The organism is Chryseomicrobium aureum (assembly GCF_043182735.1).
Lineage (GTDB): Bacteria > Bacillota > Bacilli > Bacillales_A > Planococcaceae > Chryseomicrobium > Chryseomicrobium aureum.
This window is the reverse complement of record NZ_CP171117.1, coordinates 753,717-771,074: the sequence shown is the minus strand read 5'-3', so window position 1 is coordinate 771,074 and position 17,358 is coordinate 753,717. Positions and strand designations below refer to the sequence as shown.

Genomic DNA, 17,358 nt, shown 5'->3' with positions numbered 1-17,358 from the left:
GAGGTGTCTCAGATGGGAAACCAAGTGACCAATCAAGAGCAACAAGTCCGCTATCTGAAGGACCGTCTCAATATGTTCTTACAAGTTCTTGACTCAATTGAGCCCGAATCGACAAAAGTAGAAGATATCGATCGCTTAATTCAAATGATGGATGATTTAGAACTAAAGATGGATCAATTCAAAAAAACACAAGAGTAGCTTAGCTACTCTTTTTTTCATGTTCACAGAAAGGTATACTTAAAGTAATACCTCATATAAGGGAGAATCAATTATGTACACTGAAAATCTTGAAAAAAGTATTTATACGTTAATCACAGAGACAAGTACGAACCTTCCAAAAGACGTCCGTCGTGCCATCGCTAAAGCGAAGAAAGCTGAAAACGCTGGAACACGTGCAGCAATGAGTTTAGATACAATTGCGAACAATATTCAAATGGCAGACGACAAAGTCTCCCCTATCTGTCAAGATACTGGGTTACCAACTTTTAAAATCAAAACACCAATCGGGGTCAATCAACTAGAAATCAAAGCAGCAATCAAACGTGCAATCGCAGCGGCTACAAATGATGCGAAGCTTCGCCCAAACTCAGTCGACTCTCTAACTGGAGAAAATAGTGGAGACAACTTGGGTGCTGGTGTACCTGTGATGAAATTTGAACAATGGGAAAATGACTACATTGAAATGAAGCTCATCTTAAAGGGTGGCGGTTGTGAAAATAAGAACATCCAATACAGCCTACCTGCTGAACTCGAAGGCCTAGGCCGTGCAGGACGAGATTTAGATGGAATACGTAAATGTATCCTCCACTCTGTGTATCAAGCACAAGGACAAGGATGTTCTGCTGGCTTTATCGGTGTTGGAATTGGCGGAGATCGTTCGTCTGGATATGACCTTGCAAAAGAACAATTATTCCGTTCTGTTGAAGATGTAAATCCGGATGCCAAACTTGCTGAGCTAGAGGACTATATTGTTGAAAAAGCGAACACACTAGGTATCGGTACAATGGGCTTCGGCGGAGAAGCTACTTTGTTAGGATGTAAAATTGGGGTTATGCATCGTATTCCTGCAAGCTTCTATGTATCGGTAGCTTATAACTGTTGGGCGTATCGCCGCATGGCAATTGATATCTCTCCGGCAACTGGTGAAATTACTAACTGGCACTATCAGGACGGCGAGAAAATTGAATTTAAACAACAAGAAACTATTGAAGAAGAAGTGAAAGAAGTAGTGCGCTTAGAAGCACCTATTACTGAAGAGAAAATCCGCTCATTAAAAGTTGGTGACGTTGTCTCAATTTCAGGGCGTATGTACACAGGCCGCGATGCTATTCACCATCATTTAATGAGTCATGATGCACCCGTCGACCTTGACGGCCAAATCATTTATCACTGTGGCCCAGTGATGCAAAAAGATGCGGAAGGCAATTGGCACGTTCGTGCAGCTGGCCCTACTACGTCGATTCGTGAAGAACCTTATCAAGGAGACATCATGAAGAAATTTGGTATTCGTGCTGTCATTGGTAAAGGTGGTATGGGGCCTAAAACGCTAGCTGCCCTAGAAGAGCACGGCGGTGTTTATTTAAATGCAATTGGCGGAGCCGCTCAGTACTATGCGGATTGTATCAAAGGTGTAGACGGTGTCGACTTAATGGAATTTGGTATTCCTGAAGCCATGTGGCACTTACGTGTAGAGGAATTTACAGCTGTTGTTACAATGGACTCTCACGGAAACAGTCTTCATGCAGATGTCGATAAGTCATCATTAGAAAAACTAGCACTTCATAAAGAACGCGTATTTTAATTTAGGTGGGAGGGATTTTCAGAAATGAAGATCCCTTTTGTTGCATTTTCTCTTAATTATAATTATTATAAAGTAAGAATAATTTTAAGGACGGTGCGCATATGCTACATAGATTGTCTCCTCACATCGAATTAATCAATGCATTGGTTTCAGGCCTCTTGATTTTAACAGGATGGATATTATCAAGAAATGACTTGAACACGGCGTCCGTCATCGTGTTTCTTTTTGCGTTTGCGATTGGTGGTTACTTTAAAGCAAAAGAAGGAATTGAAAAAACCGTAAAGGATCGAAAACTAAATGTAGAACTGCTTATGATTTTGGCTGCAGTTGGATCTTCCATTATCGGGTATTGGGCAGAGGGAGCGATTTTAATCTTCATCTTCTCATTAAGTGGAGCTTTAGAGACGTACACAATGAATAAAAGTAAAAAAGAAATTGCCGCTCTTGTAAATATGCAACCAGATCAGGCATGGAAACTTGATGGATCGAATATCCCTCACCTAGTGGATGTAGACTCTTTACAATTAGGGGATCGCATACTCATCAAGCCCGGTGAAAAGATTCCAGCAGATGCAAAAGTTATTGATGGTGTGTCTTCAGTTGATGAGGCAGCTATCTCTGGTGAACCCATTCCTGTTACAAAACAAGTGGGCAGTGAAATCTTTTCCGGGACAGTGAATGGCAGTGGTGTATTGACTGCAGAAGTTATAAAAGAAAACGCAGATTCCCTTTTCCAAAAAATCATTGCGCTTGTTCAAGCTGCTCAAAACGAAAAGTCTCCTTCTCAACAGTTTATTGAGCGTTTTGAAGGGACATATGTAAAAGTAGTATTAATTACTGTTGGTTTCATGCTCTTCCTTCCTCACTACCTAGTTGGATGGGATTGGTCGACAACTTTTTATCGTGCCATGGTGCTTCTTGTAGTAGCATCCCCTTGTGCTGTTGTCGCTTCCATCATGCCAGCGACGTTGGCTTCTATTTCGAATGGTGCACGGAATGGAATATTAGTAAAAGGGGGTAGCCATTTAGAGAGTTTAACAAAACTCACTGCTATAGCATTTGATAAGACTGGTACACTCACTAGGGGAAAACCCGAAGTGACGGACTTCATTACACGACCCGATGTGGATGAGAAAAAAACGCTTCAAATTCTAGCATCCATTGAGGACAAATCTAATCATCCTCTAGCTGTAGCAATTACAAACTATGCAAAAAATCAAGGAGTCTCCCCTACTCTTCAGTTAGATGTCCAAGATGTCACAGGTTTTGGTATGAGTGGAGTAATGAATGGAGCGACCTATAAAGTGGGTAAACCCGATTTTGTAGGGCGTGAAGAAGCATTTTCTTTTGCAGGAAGAATTTCAGAGTCATTGGCGTCTGAAGGAAAGACTGTTACCTATATACGTGACGATCAAGGCATTTTAGCATTAATTGCATTAAAAGATCAGGTCAGACCTGAAGCAAAAGAAACTATTGCTCGACTTAAAAAGCTAGGGATCACCACAATTATGTTGACTGGCGATAATGCGAAAACTGCTGAAACGATTGCAAAAGAAGCAGGAATCGATGAATTTGTAGCAGAATGTTTACCTGAAACAAAAGTCACTGAATTGAAGAAATTAAAAGAGAAATATCCTTATGTGGGGATGGTTGGAGATGGAATCAATGACGCTCCAGCACTCGCAACCGCTACAACTGGTTTTGCGATGGGCGATGGAACTGATGTAGCATTAGAAACAGCAGATGTCGTGTTGATGAAAAATGAACTCACAAAACTCTCTTACTCTGTCGAACTCTCTCGCAAAATGCAACGGATTGTAAAACAAAATTTAGCTTTCTCAATCGCTGTCATAGCTCTTTTAATTATTTCAAATTTCTTACAAATCGTAAACTTGCCACTAGGTGTAATTGGACATGAAGGGTCCACTATTTTAGTAATAGTAAATGGATTACGCATGTTAAAAAGTTTGTGAAATAAAAAAACAGCTAGTTCTCTAGAGTTAACCTGAGAGAGCTAGCTGTTTTTTTAGTCTATACTTGCTTAGCATCTAATCGTTCTCTTCTCTCTTGCATGACCGCGTTAATTTGTCCACCAATCATCAAAATCGTTCCTGAGAAGTAAAGCCACATCATCAGTACAATAATTGCACCTAAACTTCCATATGTAGCTGTATAATTTGCAAAATTACTAACATAGAAAGAAAATGCTAAAGATACGATGATCCATCCCACTGTGGCGAATAAACCACCTGGAATGACACTCTTTAAATACAGTTTTGCATTTGGGACAAGCCAGTAAAGAGCTGTCAGAACCAAGAAAATAATAAACGGAGGAATGATAAAGCGTATGCTATTCCACACGGTTAAGAACATGTCATCTAAGCCCAAAAACGAGAACAAAAATACCCCTATTTGTTCACCAAAAATCGGCAGAAGCAATGCAATAACGAATAACCCGATAATTAGAATCGTAAATAGTACCGAAAGTCCTCTTACAATGAAAAAGGGTCTAGATTCTTCTAAACCATATGATTTATTGAGTGATTTCATTATAGCATTGACACCATTGGAAGCAGACCAAATCGTTCCCAAAATACCGAGTGATAATAATCCACCATTCCGGTTTTGCAAAACCTCTGTTAACGTCCCTTCAAGTAACACGTACACATCTGCTGGTGCATACTCCCTCAAAAACTGAAATAGTTGATCTTCTGGCAAATTTAAAAAAGGAAGTAGAGTAACCATAAAGATTAGTAGAGGAAATAATGAGAGTAAGAAAAAGAATGCTAGTTGTGCACCTAATGCTGTAACATCCGACCTTTGGATATGTTGAAGAAGATCTTGAAAAAATCCTTTTAACGTAGTCGGGTCATAGGTTTCTGTAGTTTTCTTTTCCTTATCCTTACCAAACTTCATAAAGGTTAATTTCTCTTTCCAGTCCGTTGCTCTTGATGAAGGTTCTTCATTGTTATTCTGATTTTTTGGAGTCTCCTCCATTTGCATCACATCCTCATGAATTAGCCATTCTTTTTTTCGTTTTCACCATACTTTTCAGCATATTCTGGAGTTTGTTGTTGCATGTGTGGATCATGTGATGCTTCTTGTTCTTGTATTGCTTCATTTGATGCTTCAGAAATCATTTCTTTATATTCTTCTTTTGAAGAACTAAATGTATCTTTTGTTTCTGAAAATAACGTTTGAACTTGAGGGGCAATCTGCTTGACTTCATTTACTTGAGAAGAAAGATACTGTGCATCTTGAGATAATTTTTCGTATAGAGATTTGTAATGATTAATTTTCATTTCAATATCATGTTTTAAAATTTCACGATTTTCACTGTAGTATCGTGCTCTCTCCTGCGCAGATCGTGCACGAGTTTTCATAACTTCACGCGTTTGACGATCCAGTAAGCTAATAGCAGCTCCTGCTAAAGCTCCAAATAAAATACCTTTAGAAAATTTACTTTGTCCCATTTAGAACGCCTCCAAAATCATTATTTATTTCATAATATAGTCTATTATACCCTTAGACAAATTCAACGAAACGACTAGATTCAAAAAAATTGTCTTGACTAGAGTGCAGAATTTTATGAATATTAGTTATATGTACGGCATCTACTATAAAGGAGGATAGTTGCTTTATTGAAAGATACAACAAAGGGGGATACATATGGACGCAATCTATGATGTTTTAGGTGCAATTTCTGACGTGGTTTGGGGACCACCATTGTTAATCTTAATTGTAGGTACAGGTATTTATTTAACATTTCGTTTAGGACTTTTACAAATTTTCATGTTACCTGCAGCATTGAAGCAAACTTTCTCTAAAAAGCACGATAAGACCGCTCAGGGAGATATCTCTCAATTCCAGGCGTTAACCACTGCACTTGCTGCTACTGTAGGTACAGGTAATATCGTAGGGGTTGCAACTGCAATCGTTCTTGGGGGACCTGGTGCTGTTTTTTGGATGTGGCTGTCAGCCGTATTCGGAATGGCGACAAAATATGGTGAAGCGGTACTCGCTGTAAAATACCGTGTGAAAGATGCCAATGGTGAAATGGCTGGAGGCCCGATGTACTACTTAGAACACGGGTTGAAGCAAAAATGGTTAGCTGTCCTATTCGCGATTTTCGGAGCTCTTGCAGCATTCGGTATCGGTAATGGTACACAATCGAACTCCGTTGCAAATGTTGTGAACAATACGTTTAACGTTCCAAACTGGGTAACCGGCCTTGTTCTAATGGTATTTGCGGCTTTAGTTATTATCGGCGGTATTAAATCCATCGGTAAAGTAACTTCTGTATTCGTACCAGTTATGGCTGTGTTCTATGTATTTAGTGGGCTTTTGATTATGATTCTTAATGTTACGGAAGTTCCAGGTGCTGTTATGACAATCATCGAAATGGCATTCTCGACTGAGGCTGCTGCAGGTGGTGCTATCGGTGCTGCAATCCGTTACGGGGTAGCTCGCGGTGTATTCTCGAATGAAGCTGGACTAGGATCTGCTCCGATCGCGGCTGCCGCTGCTAAGACAGACTTACCTGGTCGTCAAGGTTTAATCTCGATGACGCAAGTATTCTTTGATACAATCATCATCTGTTCAATCACAGGTATTACGATTGTAATGTCTGGTCTTTACACCACTACGGATCAAGCGGGTGCTGGAACACTTACATCTAATGCATTTGGTTATTTCTTAGGTGATGTTGGACCAATCATTGTTGCAATTGGTTTGATTTTCTTTGCATCTTCTACAATTTTAGGATGGGCGTATTATGGAGAGAAGTGTTTCCAATACTTATTTAAAAATCCATCATTACTAATTGTTTACCGTGTGTTGTTTATAGCAATGGTATTTGTAGGATCTGTCATTTCTCTAGATTTGATTTGGACGTTCTCTGACGTTGCAAACGGGATGATGGCGATTCCTAACTTAATCGGTTTACTCGGATTATCTGGAGTAATTGCCTATGAGACGAAGTTAATTCGTGAAAAATTAAAAGAAGAAAAAGCACAGGCTTAGTCTATTGACAACCATCTCATAGCGTGGAATGATAGATGGATGAACGAGAAAGGCGGTACAGTATGGATCTCACTCAACCATCTAAAGAAAACATCACGTATATGATCAATGCAATCAAAGATAAGCTACGAATGGTCAATGTGGATGCAATGAAAGCTGAAGATTTTACAGCCTCTGAATATGAGGACTTGTGTTATCTTTATGAAATGGTTTCAAAGCGTGACTCATTCAGTCCAAGTGAAATGCAAGCAATCGCTTCAGAGCTTGGAAATTTACGAAACTAAAAACCGGCGCCCTCAAGAGGGCTGCCTGTTTTTTAGTTAGTGCTATAGGCCTTTGCGATTTCTGCACCAACACGCGCATTGTTCATAACAAGAGCGATATTAGCTTCTAAAGATTTTCCTTCTGTTAACTCTTTCACTTTGCCAAGCAGGAATGGTGTTACATCTTTCCCTTTCACTCCTTGTGCTTCTGCTTGTTGGAGCGCATCTTCAATGATCGCTGTAATTTCCTTTTCATCTAATGATGACTCATCCGGAATCGGATTTGCAATCACTGCTCCACCTTGTAGTCCCATTCCCCACTTCATTTTGAGCATTTCCGCTACTTGTTCTGGAGAATCGACACGGAAGTTTGATTTAAACTGGCTAGTCGCTGAATAGAAAGCCGGGAATGCATCCGTTCCGTACCCGACTACTGGTACACCTTTTGTTTCTAGGTACTCAAGAGTTAAACCAATGTCTAAGATTGATTTTGCACCTGCACAAATGACCGCTACATTCGTTTGCGATAGCTCTTCAAGGTCCGCTGAAATATCCATTGTCGTTTCGGCTCCACGGTGAACCCCGCCAATACCACCAGTTACAAATACTTGAATACCCGCAAGTTCTGCACAAATCATTGTTGTTGCAACTGTTGTTGCGCCAATTTCTTTTTCCGATAATACATAAGCTAAATCACGACGTGATGTTTTTCGTACATTCTGACTTGTTGCAAGAAGCTCTAAGTCTTCATCTGTTAAACCAATTTTAATGCGTCCGTCCATTAGTGCAATTGTTGCAGGCACTGCTCCGTTTTCACGGATGACTTGCTCCACTTCTTTGGCCATCTTTACGTTTTCCGGGTACGGCATACCGTGCGAAATAATTGTGGACTCTAGAGCGACTACTGCTTTACCGCTTTCTAATGCCTCTTTGACCTCTTGTGTGTAATCTACTAAATGCTTCATTTTAATTCCTCCATTTCTTTTATTAAACCTTCTTCTGTGAGTTCTGGTCGTACTGTGTAATTTGACTCTAACGTCTTTGTTGCATTTAACAGCCCTGCTTTTAATGCCGGTTCTATCGTTCCAGTTTTGAGCCAACAATGCAATGTAGCCGCGACAAATGAATCTCCTGCCCCAGTAACATCTACAACCTGCTTAGGCTTCATCGCAGACATTTTCTCTACTTTATCATTGGCTGAGTAAGAAATACCGTTCTCTCCGTTGGTGATGACTGTTTTACGAATGCCGCGCTCTTGAAGTACTTGATGGGCATTTTTGAGAGACTTTTGATCATTTATTTGAAGACTTGTAACGAGTTCTGCTTCCCCATGATTGCAGATTAACCACTCCACACCCGATAAATCCTCCGGTAGATTTTTCATCTTTGGTCCAGAGACTGGAACGATGGCAACCGGAACTTTATATCGCTTGGCTAAGTGAAGCAATGTCGTAATAGAATCTTTTTCAATATTCAAGTCGATTACAATAAGACTGGCATTTGGGAACAGGTTTTCATTCTGTAAAATCCACTCCGGTGTAATGGACTTATAAATTTCCATATCGGCAAGTGCAAGTTGCATCTCCCCTTGTTGATCAAGTATCGCTGTATAGGTTCCTGTTCGTTCATTTTCACTCTGAAGACAATAGTGCATGTCTGCCCACTGGGCGGTCTTCTCACGAAGGAATTCAAACTCCAAATCTTTTCCAGCTGCACTCAATAGTTTAACTTCATGGCCAAGTCTCCCTAAGTTCTCCGCTATATTGCGTGCTACTCCTCCAGCCGTCTGATAACTAGTAACAGGGTTTGAAGTATGAAAAACAAGTTGATCTTTGACAATCATTTTTCTATCGATGTTCATACCACCGAAAACTAAAATCGAATTCGTTTCCGCCAGTACATAGGCACGTCCCTTGATGGCACCACTTTTTGTTAATCCTGAAATTAAATTTGCTATAGATGGCCTAGACAAGTGAAGTTTTTCTGCAAGTTCTACTTGACTGGCATAAGGATTAGTTCGAATTAAATCGAGTAACTGAAGTTCTTTTTCTGTATACATGATTTCACCACCCTTTTAAACTTTTGTTTATATAATAAACTATTGTTTAAAAAATAGCAAAAGTTGTTATTGTTTAATTAAATTAAATCTAGACCGTTGCACTGCCTCCCTTTAACCTGCTATTCTTAAACTAGTCTTGAATTTAAGGAGGAACATCATGTCATTTGATAAATTACTTGAAAATTATGCAGCACTCGCTGTTGAGATCGGTGTGAATATTCAACCTGGTCAATATCTTTACATTGCAGCTTCTACAGATACGCTGGAGTTCACGCGTGCTGTAACAAAAAAGGCTTACGAAGTAGGGGCAAAACAAGTCTTTGTTGACCTTTCTGATGATCAATTGGCACGTATACGCTACGAACATGCTCCAGCAGACTCTTTCGACTTCTTCCCTGAGTGGAAAGTTATGGAGCGTGAACAACTCGCAGAAAAAGGCGCTGCATTCATGAACATCGTTTCGCAAAGTCCCGATTTATTAAAAGGAATTGACTCAACAAAGATCGCGACTTTCCAAAAGACAGCTGGTAAGGCCCTTTCAAACTATCGTCAGTATGTCCAATCTGATAAAATCAGCTGGACAGTGATTGCTGCTCCATCACAAGGCTGGGCAGCTAAAGTATTCCCAGATGCACCTTCAGAAAAGCAAGTGGATTTATTATGGGAAGCCATATTTAAAGCCGTACGTGCAGATCAAGCAGACCCGGTTCAAGCATGGGCAGATCATGATAAGACGCTTCATGAAAAAGTCGACTATCTGAACAATAAGAAGTATAAATCGCTTCATTACACTGCACCAGGAACGGATTTAACAATTGATCTACCTACTGGTCACTTATGGGCAGGAGCAAGTAGCACAAATGAAAAAGGCGAAAGCTTTATGGCTAATATGCCTACAGAAGAAGTTTTTACTGTGCCACATAAAGACGGTGTGAATGGCTATGTGTCGAGTACGAAACCACTCAGCTATGGTGGAAATATTATAGATGACTTCAAGCTGACATTTGAAAATGGCCGTATTACGCAAGTAGAGGCAAAAGAAGGAGAAGAGGTACTGAAAAAACTAGTTGAAACTGACGAAGGCTCTCATCGCCTAGGTGAAGTCGCACTAGTCCCACACGATTCACCGATTTCAAACTCGAACATTCTCTTCTACAACACATTGTTTGATGAAAATGCATCGAACCATTTAGCAATCGGTTCAGCGTATGCTTTCTGTTTAGAAGGCGGAAAAACTATGTCGCAAGAAGAATTGGCAGAGCACGGTCTAAATGAGAGTATTACACATGTTGACTTTATGATCGGTTCAGACGAAATGGCGATTGATGGCATCCTTGAAGACGGAACAAAAGAAGCGATTTTCCGTAAAGGAAATTGGGCATTTTAATCTATTCACATTTGTGACCTACCTTTTTGATCTAAAATCATGTATACTACATGTAGAATCTCAGAAGAGGTGAAAAACCATGGGTCTATTTTTAGCAACGGTTTTTGGTTTTCTAACTGTCATGGGTATCGCGGGTTCTGTAATGATGTATTACTTTAATACAGCAATGGATTCGCACGATGCAGAGAAAATCGATCCACGTCCAGAGCATTACTAAAAGAGCTGATTTTTCAGCTCTTTTTTTCATGTCATGAACTTACTTTTCATTTACAGTTGCGTAACAAAACATTTACGGAACTATGAATTTCCACTCCTAATGCCTTACATTTTAAGCTCTAGGTATGTCTTTTCTCCTCTTTTTTCACGCAACCATTGAAACACTCCATTATTTGACAAGTGAACTAACCCTCCCCTTCTTATATAATAGGAACGTCTTAGAAAGAGGAGGATGTCACTATGTTCCAAAACATTCAAATTGGTATTGATCTAGGTACTGCCAATACGTTAGTTTATTCAAATACAAAAGGTATTATATTAAATGAGCCTACAGTAGTAGCGATAGATAAAAACACGGGTTCGATAGTTGCGTTTGGAGAACAAGCCAAAAAAATGATTGGTAAAACACCCAAGTCTATTGAAATTATTCGTCCTTTACGTGAAGGTGTGATTGCTGATTTTGAACGAACGACTCAATTATTGAAACTCATTATGGAGCAAGCGAGTAAGAAACTCGGAACCGCTTTACGAAAACCTACCGTTGCAATCTGCACTCCATCTGGAGCTACTTCAGTTGAACGTCGTGCAATTGAAGATGCAGCGCGTCAAAGCGGTGCCAAAGAAGTATATTTAGTAGAAGAGCCTGTTGCCGCTGCAATTGGATCCGACCTTCCAGTTCACGAACCTGTCGCAAGTATGATCGTGGATATCGGTGGTGGAACAACAGAAGTTGGCATCATCTCATTTGGTGGAGTGGTTGCATCCAATACTACAAAAGCTGCGGGAGACAGTATGAATGAAGCCATTATCATGTACGTACGCAAACAGTACAACATCTTAATCGGTGAACCAACTGCAGAAGAAATTAAACATGAGATTGGCCATGCACTCGTGCCTCATGAAGTAGAGCAAATAACTGTTACAGGTCGTGATGTCGTTACAGGCCTTCCTAAATCCGTCACTTTGTCTTCTGATGAAATCCAAGAAGTGTTGCGGGAATCTCTGGAGACTATCCTTGAAGCAATCCGTGCTACATTAGAAGTATGTCCTCCTGAACTCTCAGGTGATATCGTAGATCACGGTGTCGTCTTGACAGGTGGAGGCGCACTATTAAAAGACATCAGTGAGTGGTTGAGTACTGTTATCGATGTGCCTGTGAATTTGGCACCAGAGCCTTTACATGCAGTTGTCATTGGTACAGGTAAAACGGTTATGCCTAAATTTAAGCGCGTAAAAGCTGCAAAATAATTCGCCAAACACTCCTTTCTTCTAGTATACTAATGATGAAGAAGGGAGTGTTTTTTTATGTCTAATTTACACGAAATTTTAGCTTATAATGAAAGCTTCGTTCGCAACAAAGAGTATGAACCTTATGCAACAACGAAATTCCCGAACAAAAAAATGGTGATTCTTTCCTGTATGGATACTCGCTTAGTTGAGCTTTTACCAAAATCACTGAATATCCAAAATGGAGACGTGAAAATTGTTAAAAGTGCAGGTGCTATCATCAATCACCCATTCGGCGGTATTATGCGTAGTTTATTAGTAGCTGTGTATGCCCTTCAAGCAGAGGAAATCTTTGTAATTGGTCACCATGATTGCGGGATGACTTCTGTAGATCCGAATGCAATGATTGATTCAATGATAGGTCGTGGTGTAGATGCCTCTACAGTCGATATTTTAACCAATGCTGGTGTCAATGTACATGAATGGTTAGAAGGCTTCGACAATGTTGCGGATAGTGTGCAACACAGTGTGGATATGATTAAAAACCATCCACTTTTAATACCAACAATCAAAGTCCATGGCTTGATTATTGATCCTGCGACAGGCAAATTAGACCTTGTCCATGACGGAACAAAAGACTAATCAAAAAGACTCGTCACGTGGACGAGTCTTTTTGTTTTGCATAGTGTCGTGCTTGAAAATCTGTTTTCGTCTGAGCAAATAATAAATGATCCATCCAATTGCCGTTGATATAGAGCAGTTGATTGAGATATCCCTCTTCATAAAAGCCCGTTTTCTTTAACAAATGGACAGACGGCTCATTGTATGGAGATACATATGCTTCGACTCGGTTTAGCTGAACCTGACTAAACGCAAACTCTGAGACCAATTGAATGGCTTCTTGAGCATAGCCTTTACCAATCTCTTGTTGATCAATCGCATAGCCAATCATTCCGCTTAGAAAAGGCATTCTTTTGATACTATACAAAGAAATGGTCCCCACAAGCTTGAAGGTGTCTTTCGTGTAAATGCCAAAGCTGTATTCGCGTTGCTCCTTCATTAACTTTAGGGTTTCTCGTATCTTTTCCCGTTGAATGATGGCTGTATAATACGAGTCTCTATGGACAGGTTCAAATCGGCCCCAGTAGTCTTTGTTGTCTCGAACAAGCTGAGCGAGAATTGCTGCATCACTTAATTGAAACGTCTTACAGATACAGCGCTGTCCATCTAATCGAATCATCTACATTCCTCCTGTTACACGAGGCTTAAGAATTCCTCAACATCTGCGTGACAAAGAGCGATGCCTTTTGCCCAGAAGTCTTTTTTCGTGATATCTTCATTTAAATGCTTTTTCGCTAAATCTTCAACCGACATGATTGCTGTATCACGAAGTAAAGCAATATACTTTTCTTCAAATGAAGAACCTTCTTCTTTTGCTTTTGCATAAATGGAAAGGCTGAATAAGTATCCAAACGTATACGGGAAGTTGTAGAATGGTACACCTGTAATGTAAAAATGCAACTTCGATGCCCAGAAGTGTGGGTGCGTATCTGCAAGTGCCCCTGCATAAGCCTCTTGTTGGGCTTCTGCCATCAGTTCATTCAAACGGCTACTTGCTACAATCCCTTTTTTACGCTCTTCATAGAAACGTGTTTCAAATAGGAAGCGCGAATGAATATTCATGAAGAATGCGACACTACGTTGAATTTTGTCTTCAAGCAGAGCTGCTTTCTCTTCTTTTGAAGTCGCTTCTGCAACAGCCGCATCTGCAACAATCATTTCAGCAAACGTGGATGCCGTCTCTGCTACACCCATAGCGTATTGACGATTCAACCAATGAACTGGTCGCAATGCATACGAATGGAAAGCGTGACCGAGTTCATGGGCAAGTGTCGATACATTCGACATCGAACCGCTATATGTCATAAAGATACGTGACTCTTGTGATACAGGCATCCCTGTACAAAAACCACCCGGACGTTTGTTGTCACGGTCTTCTGCTTCAATCCAGCCATTTTCAAATGCATGGCGAGAAAATGACTCAAGCTCAGGACCAAATTGTTTAAAATGCTTAAGAATGAACTCAGCACCTTGTTGATAATCCATAGTTTTTGCAGATTCACCAATCGGCGCATCCATATCATGCCAATGGATTTTTTCAGTACCCAAAAGTTTTGCTTTTTTCGTTAAATACTTTACGAAAGGTTCTTTTCCGTCTGTAATCGCGCCCCACATTGCGTCTAACGTTTCCTGACTCATGCGATTGATTGAAAGCGGCTCATCTAGCACATCATTCCAACCGCGTTTTTTGTAAACAGCTAGACGGTAACCAGCTAAATGATTCAATGTTTTAGCAAAGAATTCTTCTTTTTCTTCAAATGCTTTTTCTAAAGCTTCTTTTACTGCTTTACGAACTTCTGGATTTTCATGAGAGTATAGATTGCTTGCTTGCCCAATTGAAAGCTTCTTTTCAACACCTTCTACTGTGACAGCAACCTTCATGTCAGCAATTAGTAGATCATAAAGCTGACCCCATCCTTGATACCCATCGACGCCTAAAGAAGTGATCAGTGCCTCTTCTTCTTGCGATAATTTTTTTGCCGCTTTTTCACGCCATTCATTTAAAATAAATTCGAATTCGTTTAATTCTTCAGAAGCTATAAGTTCTGCCCAAACCGATTCATCTGTTTTAGACCACTTCTGTTGTATCGTCATCAGGATTGTGCCAAGACGAGCACCTAAGCTACTAACCTGCCCTTGTAATAATGCTGCTTTTTTGTCAGTTGTATCTTGGGCTAAGAAACAACCAATCGTCGCTCCTGCTTCTGATAAGTTTGTTGCAACATCTTTCAGTTGTTCGATGATATCACGCATTGCTTTAGATTCAGAAGCCGATTGCGGAGTTTCTAGACTAGCGAGCTGTGATTCAAACGCTTCAATCTTAGCCTCAACTTGCTCTAAATAGCTTGCTAATTGTGGAGAATCTGATCCTCCTGGAAAAAATGTGTCAAGATCCCATACAAGTGGGTATGTAGTTACTGTCATAGTTATTCCCCTTTCATTTCGTCTCCCTAAGTATATCATGAAAGGCTTTAATTTTCTCAACATTTCAATCATTCTTACTTGTTCACAAAGGGTTCAATTCTAATTTCCAAGTAACACCTGTATACTAGTAACTAGAAAAAGGAGGGATTATTATTTTAAAGCTTATTTTAATGGGACTCGGTCTCGCTGCAACAATTGCGATAAATGCGCTTGCGAATATCCTTCCAATCAACGGTCAAACTACTGGTGAGATTTCAAACCGACTTCCGGTCCTATTTACACCCGCAGGTTATGTATTTTCTATCTGGAGCGTAATTTACATTCTGTTAGTGATTTGGATTGGTTACCAAGTCGTACTACGAAAAAGAGGCACTGAGCCTAGCTGGAAACGGACTGGTCTGTTCTTGGCTAGTTGTGTATTTAATTGTGCATGGATTTTGACATGGCATTATGAATACTTTTTAGTGACCCTTGTCATGATGGTAGGTCTAGTAACTGTATTGGCGCTGTTATACGTGACATATCCAAGAAAAGGATCTGACTGGAAAGAGCGTGGTCCGATATCAGTGTATTTAGGATGGGTGAATGTAGCTCTTGTAGCTAATATTTCTTACGTGTTGACGTACTATGAATGGAACGGTTTTGGACTATCTGACCAATTATGGACAGTATTTGTGCTGACTTTCGCCACAGCATTAGCTCTGCATTTCCGCTATCACTACTATGACCGAATTATGCAGTTGGTATTCATTTGGGCGTTTATTGGCATCGCCGTAAGATTAGGGTTTGATGAGTTGCTCGTATCTGCTGCTGCTTTGTTTTTAAGTGCGGTCTTAGTGGCAGGAATTTTCTATCTGAATAAACCGTTTAGAAAGCCTTAAGCTCAAAAAAACAGCATGCCCGCATAGGGATGCTGTTTTTTGATGGATGAATTTCAATCAAGCTTTGTCAAGATGAGTGGCGCATCTTTTGTTACCACAATCGTATGCTCGACTTGAGCTACTAATGAACGATCAGGTGTGACAAATGTCCAGCCGTCTCCAAGTTCCATGATGGACTCTGCTTTTTGAGAGATAAATGGTTCAACTGCTAATACCATTCCCTCTTTTAATATTGTTGGCTCCCATGCATCATAATAGTTCAAAATGTGTTGGGGCGCCTCGTGCAACGAGCGACCTACGCCGTGACCTGTCAAGTTCATAATGACTGTAAGACCGTTTGATTTTGCTTCACGTTCAACAGCCTTACCGATTTGGTTCAACTTTGCGCCAGCTTTCACTTTCAACATAGCACGATCAAATGCTTGTTGTGCCACATCGATTAACTTTTGCTTTTCTTCATCGGCTTGTCCAAGGACAAAAGAAATTCCTGTATCCGCATAAAATCCATCACACTTACCAGAAACATCTATGTTCACAAGGTCACCTTCTTGTAAAATGCGACTTCCCGGAATACCATGCGCCACCTCTTCATTGACACTAATGCATGTATGTCCTGGAAAATCGTACTCTGCAATTGGAGCTGAAACAGCGCCTTTTTCTTCAAAAAGTGTTGCGCCGATCTCATCTAATTCTTTTGTCGTCATCCCTGGTTTCGCAGCGTCCTTCATCGTGTCACGAATCTCTGCGACAATGCGACTTATCTTTTTCAATCCTTCTAACTCTTGTGGTGTTTGAATAATCATGTGTTCGAACCCTTTCTTCTTTGACTACCTGCTATCATAGCACATTTTATACCGATTGAGGCATTACAAGGCGCGGTGCTTTTACAAGTAGTACTGTACAAATGAAAGCAGCAAAGACGAGAACAACACTCATGTATGTTGCATTATAGATTAAAGAATATAAGACGACATTTTGATCCCCAGCAAACTCTCCAAAAAAGAAAATCCCGCTAAGCACATGCACAATATACCGCAATACGGCAGCAATAATGGACCCAAGAAGTACTGCACGGACCATGCCACTTTGCTTATTTTGTTGATACGCGCGTAAAAAAGCGGGTCGGAATAGGCCTGCGAAACCTGCTACCATGAAAGCCAAGAAGTAATCCATAAACACTTGAATAATGACGATTTCAAAACTAAGTGGCGCAAAATAGACATTTCCAGTTGCGAGTTGCAACAACCCGATTAATAAACCTGTGATCAGTCCCGCTAAAACTCCTCTTCTGAAAGCAATCAAAATGATTGGGACCAATACAAATGTAACACTTCCCCCTTGCGGCATTCCAAATCCAATTCTGTCCAAAACAAATCCAAGTGCAGCCAATAAAGCAATTTCAATCATGATGATGATTTTTTGATTTCTCATGAATTTCTCCATTTCCTGTTACCTTA

Annotated in this window: 18 protein-coding genes; 10 read left to right on the top strand and 8 right to left on the bottom strand. The window is 40.3% G+C overall.

The genetic code is table 11. From position 1 onward, the window contains the following. The first annotated feature begins 12 nt into the window (after positions 1 to 12). The 3 genes from ACF3OH_RS04165 (at position 13) to ACF3OH_RS04155 (ending at position 3,774) form a co-directional block, all read left to right on the top strand. The gene (locus ACF3OH_RS04165) at positions 13 to 198 is read left to right on the top strand and encodes an SE1561 family protein (protein WP_204591288.1); all 186 of its coding nucleotides are present in this window, start codon (positions 13 to 15) and stop codon (positions 196 to 198) included. A 73-nt stretch (positions 199 to 271) separates the two neighbouring features. Further along, positions 272 to 1,801 (top strand): fumarate hydratase, encoded by a 1,530-nt coding sequence (locus ACF3OH_RS04160; RefSeq protein ID WP_392455939.1) that lies wholly within the window; start codon positions 272 to 274, stop codon positions 1,799 to 1,801. A 101-nt stretch (positions 1,802 to 1,902) separates the two neighbouring features. Then, a complete protein-coding gene (locus ACF3OH_RS04155; RefSeq protein WP_204591284.1) occupies positions 1,903 to 3,774 on the top strand; it encodes a heavy metal translocating P-type ATPase in 1,872 nt (623 codons plus the stop codon). A 58-nt stretch (positions 3,775 to 3,832) separates the two neighbouring features. Here ACF3OH_RS04155 and ACF3OH_RS04150 read toward each other — a convergent pair whose 3' ends face one another. Continuing rightward, positions 3,833 to 4,798 carry a YihY/virulence factor BrkB family protein gene (locus ACF3OH_RS04150; protein WP_392455937.1) on the bottom strand — a complete coding sequence of 322 codons (966 nt, stop codon included), beginning with the start codon at positions 4,796 to 4,798 and terminating at the stop codon, positions 3,833 to 3,835. Between the two features lie 20 nt (positions 4,799 to 4,818). Then, a complete protein-coding gene (locus ACF3OH_RS04145) occupies positions 4,819 to 5,274 on the bottom strand; it encodes a YtxH domain-containing protein (protein WP_204591280.1) in 456 nt (151 codons plus the stop codon). A 196-nt stretch (positions 5,275 to 5,470) separates the two neighbouring features. Here ACF3OH_RS04145 and ACF3OH_RS04140 point away from each other — a divergent pair, with 196 nt between their 5' ends. Together ACF3OH_RS04140 and ACF3OH_RS04135 are read left to right on the top strand one after the other, a co-directional pair. Further along, the gene (locus ACF3OH_RS04140) at positions 5,471 to 6,823 is read left to right on the top strand and encodes an alanine/glycine:cation symporter family protein (RefSeq protein ID WP_392455936.1); all 1,353 of its coding nucleotides are present in this window, start codon (positions 5,471 to 5,473) and stop codon (positions 6,821 to 6,823) included. A gap of 62 nt (positions 6,824 to 6,885) precedes the next feature. Further along, positions 6,886 to 7,107 carry a DUF1128 domain-containing protein gene (locus ACF3OH_RS04135; protein WP_204591276.1) on the top strand — a complete coding sequence of 74 codons (222 nt, stop codon included), beginning with the start codon at positions 6,886 to 6,888 and terminating at the stop codon, positions 7,105 to 7,107. 32 nt (positions 7,108 to 7,139) lie between these two features. On the opposite strand, the gene ACF3OH_RS04130 is transcribed toward ACF3OH_RS04135, so the two are convergent. Together ACF3OH_RS04130 and ACF3OH_RS04125 are read right to left on the bottom strand one after the other, a co-directional pair. Beyond that, a complete protein-coding gene (locus ACF3OH_RS04130; protein WP_392455934.1) occupies positions 7,140 to 8,051 on the bottom strand; it encodes a pseudouridine-5'-phosphate glycosidase in 912 nt (303 codons plus the stop codon). Continuing rightward, positions 8,048 to 9,145, bottom strand: coding sequence for a PfkB family carbohydrate kinase (locus ACF3OH_RS04125; protein WP_392455932.1), 1,098 nt, complete (start codon positions 9,143 to 9,145; stop codon positions 8,048 to 8,050). Before ACF3OH_RS04125 ends, ACF3OH_RS04130 begins: the two co-directional genes overlap by 4 nt. A 157-nt stretch (positions 9,146 to 9,302) precedes the next feature. On the opposite strand from ACF3OH_RS04125, the gene ACF3OH_RS04120 reads away from it, so the two are divergent. From ACF3OH_RS04120 to ACF3OH_RS04105, 4 genes are all read left to right on the top strand, one after another. Next, positions 9,303 to 10,532: an aminopeptidase gene (locus ACF3OH_RS04120; protein ID WP_239584966.1), complete on the top strand. Its 1,230-nt coding sequence runs from the start codon at positions 9,303 to 9,305 to the stop codon at positions 10,530 to 10,532. Between the two features lie 79 nt (positions 10,533 to 10,611). Beyond that, positions 10,612 to 10,749, top strand: coding sequence for a hypothetical protein (locus ACF3OH_RS04115; RefSeq protein ID WP_204591273.1), 138 nt, complete (start codon positions 10,612 to 10,614; stop codon positions 10,747 to 10,749). A 239-nt stretch (positions 10,750 to 10,988) separates the two neighbouring features. Then, entirely contained in the window at positions 10,989 to 11,996 is a 1,008-nt protein-coding gene (gene mreBH / locus ACF3OH_RS04110) for a rod-share determining protein MreBH (protein WP_392455931.1), read from the top strand. Between the two features lie 57 nt (positions 11,997 to 12,053). After that, a complete protein-coding gene (locus tag ACF3OH_RS04105) occupies positions 12,054 to 12,617 on the top strand; it encodes a beta-class carbonic anhydrase (protein WP_392455929.1) in 564 nt (187 codons plus the stop codon). Positions 12,618 to 12,630: 13 nt separating this feature from the next. Here the strand turns inward: ACF3OH_RS04105 and ACF3OH_RS04100 are convergent, their stop codons facing one another. Both ACF3OH_RS04100 and ACF3OH_RS04095 read right to left on the bottom strand, forming a co-directional pair. Beyond that, the gene (locus tag ACF3OH_RS04100; protein WP_204591269.1) at positions 12,631 to 13,215 is read right to left on the bottom strand and encodes a GNAT family N-acetyltransferase; all 585 of its coding nucleotides are present in this window, start codon (positions 13,213 to 13,215) and stop codon (positions 12,631 to 12,633) included. Between the two features lie 14 nt (positions 13,216 to 13,229). Further along, a complete protein-coding gene (locus tag ACF3OH_RS04095) occupies positions 13,230 to 15,020 on the bottom strand; it encodes a M3 family oligoendopeptidase (RefSeq protein ID WP_392455927.1) in 1,791 nt (596 codons plus the stop codon). Between the two features lie 170 nt (positions 15,021 to 15,190). Here ACF3OH_RS04095 and ACF3OH_RS04090 point away from each other — a divergent pair, with 170 nt between their 5' ends. Beyond that, positions 15,191 to 15,901: a TspO/MBR family protein gene (locus ACF3OH_RS04090; RefSeq protein ID WP_239584965.1), complete on the top strand. Its 711-nt coding sequence runs from the start codon at positions 15,191 to 15,193 to the stop codon at positions 15,899 to 15,901. Positions 15,902 to 15,954: 53 nt separating this feature from the next. Here ACF3OH_RS04090 and map read toward each other — a convergent pair whose 3' ends face one another. Both map and thiT read right to left on the bottom strand, forming a co-directional pair. Then, positions 15,955 to 16,704, bottom strand: a complete 750-nt coding sequence (gene map / locus ACF3OH_RS04085; RefSeq protein WP_392455925.1) for a type I methionyl aminopeptidase — start codon at positions 16,702 to 16,704, stop codon at positions 15,955 to 15,957. Positions 16,705 to 16,750: 46 nt separating this feature from the next. Further along, on the bottom strand, positions 16,751 to 17,332 hold the full coding sequence (gene thiT, locus ACF3OH_RS04080) for an energy-coupled thiamine transporter ThiT (RefSeq protein ID WP_392455924.1): 582 nt from the start codon (positions 17,330 to 17,332) through the stop codon (positions 16,751 to 16,753). Positions 17,333 to 17,358 lie beyond the last annotated feature (26 nt).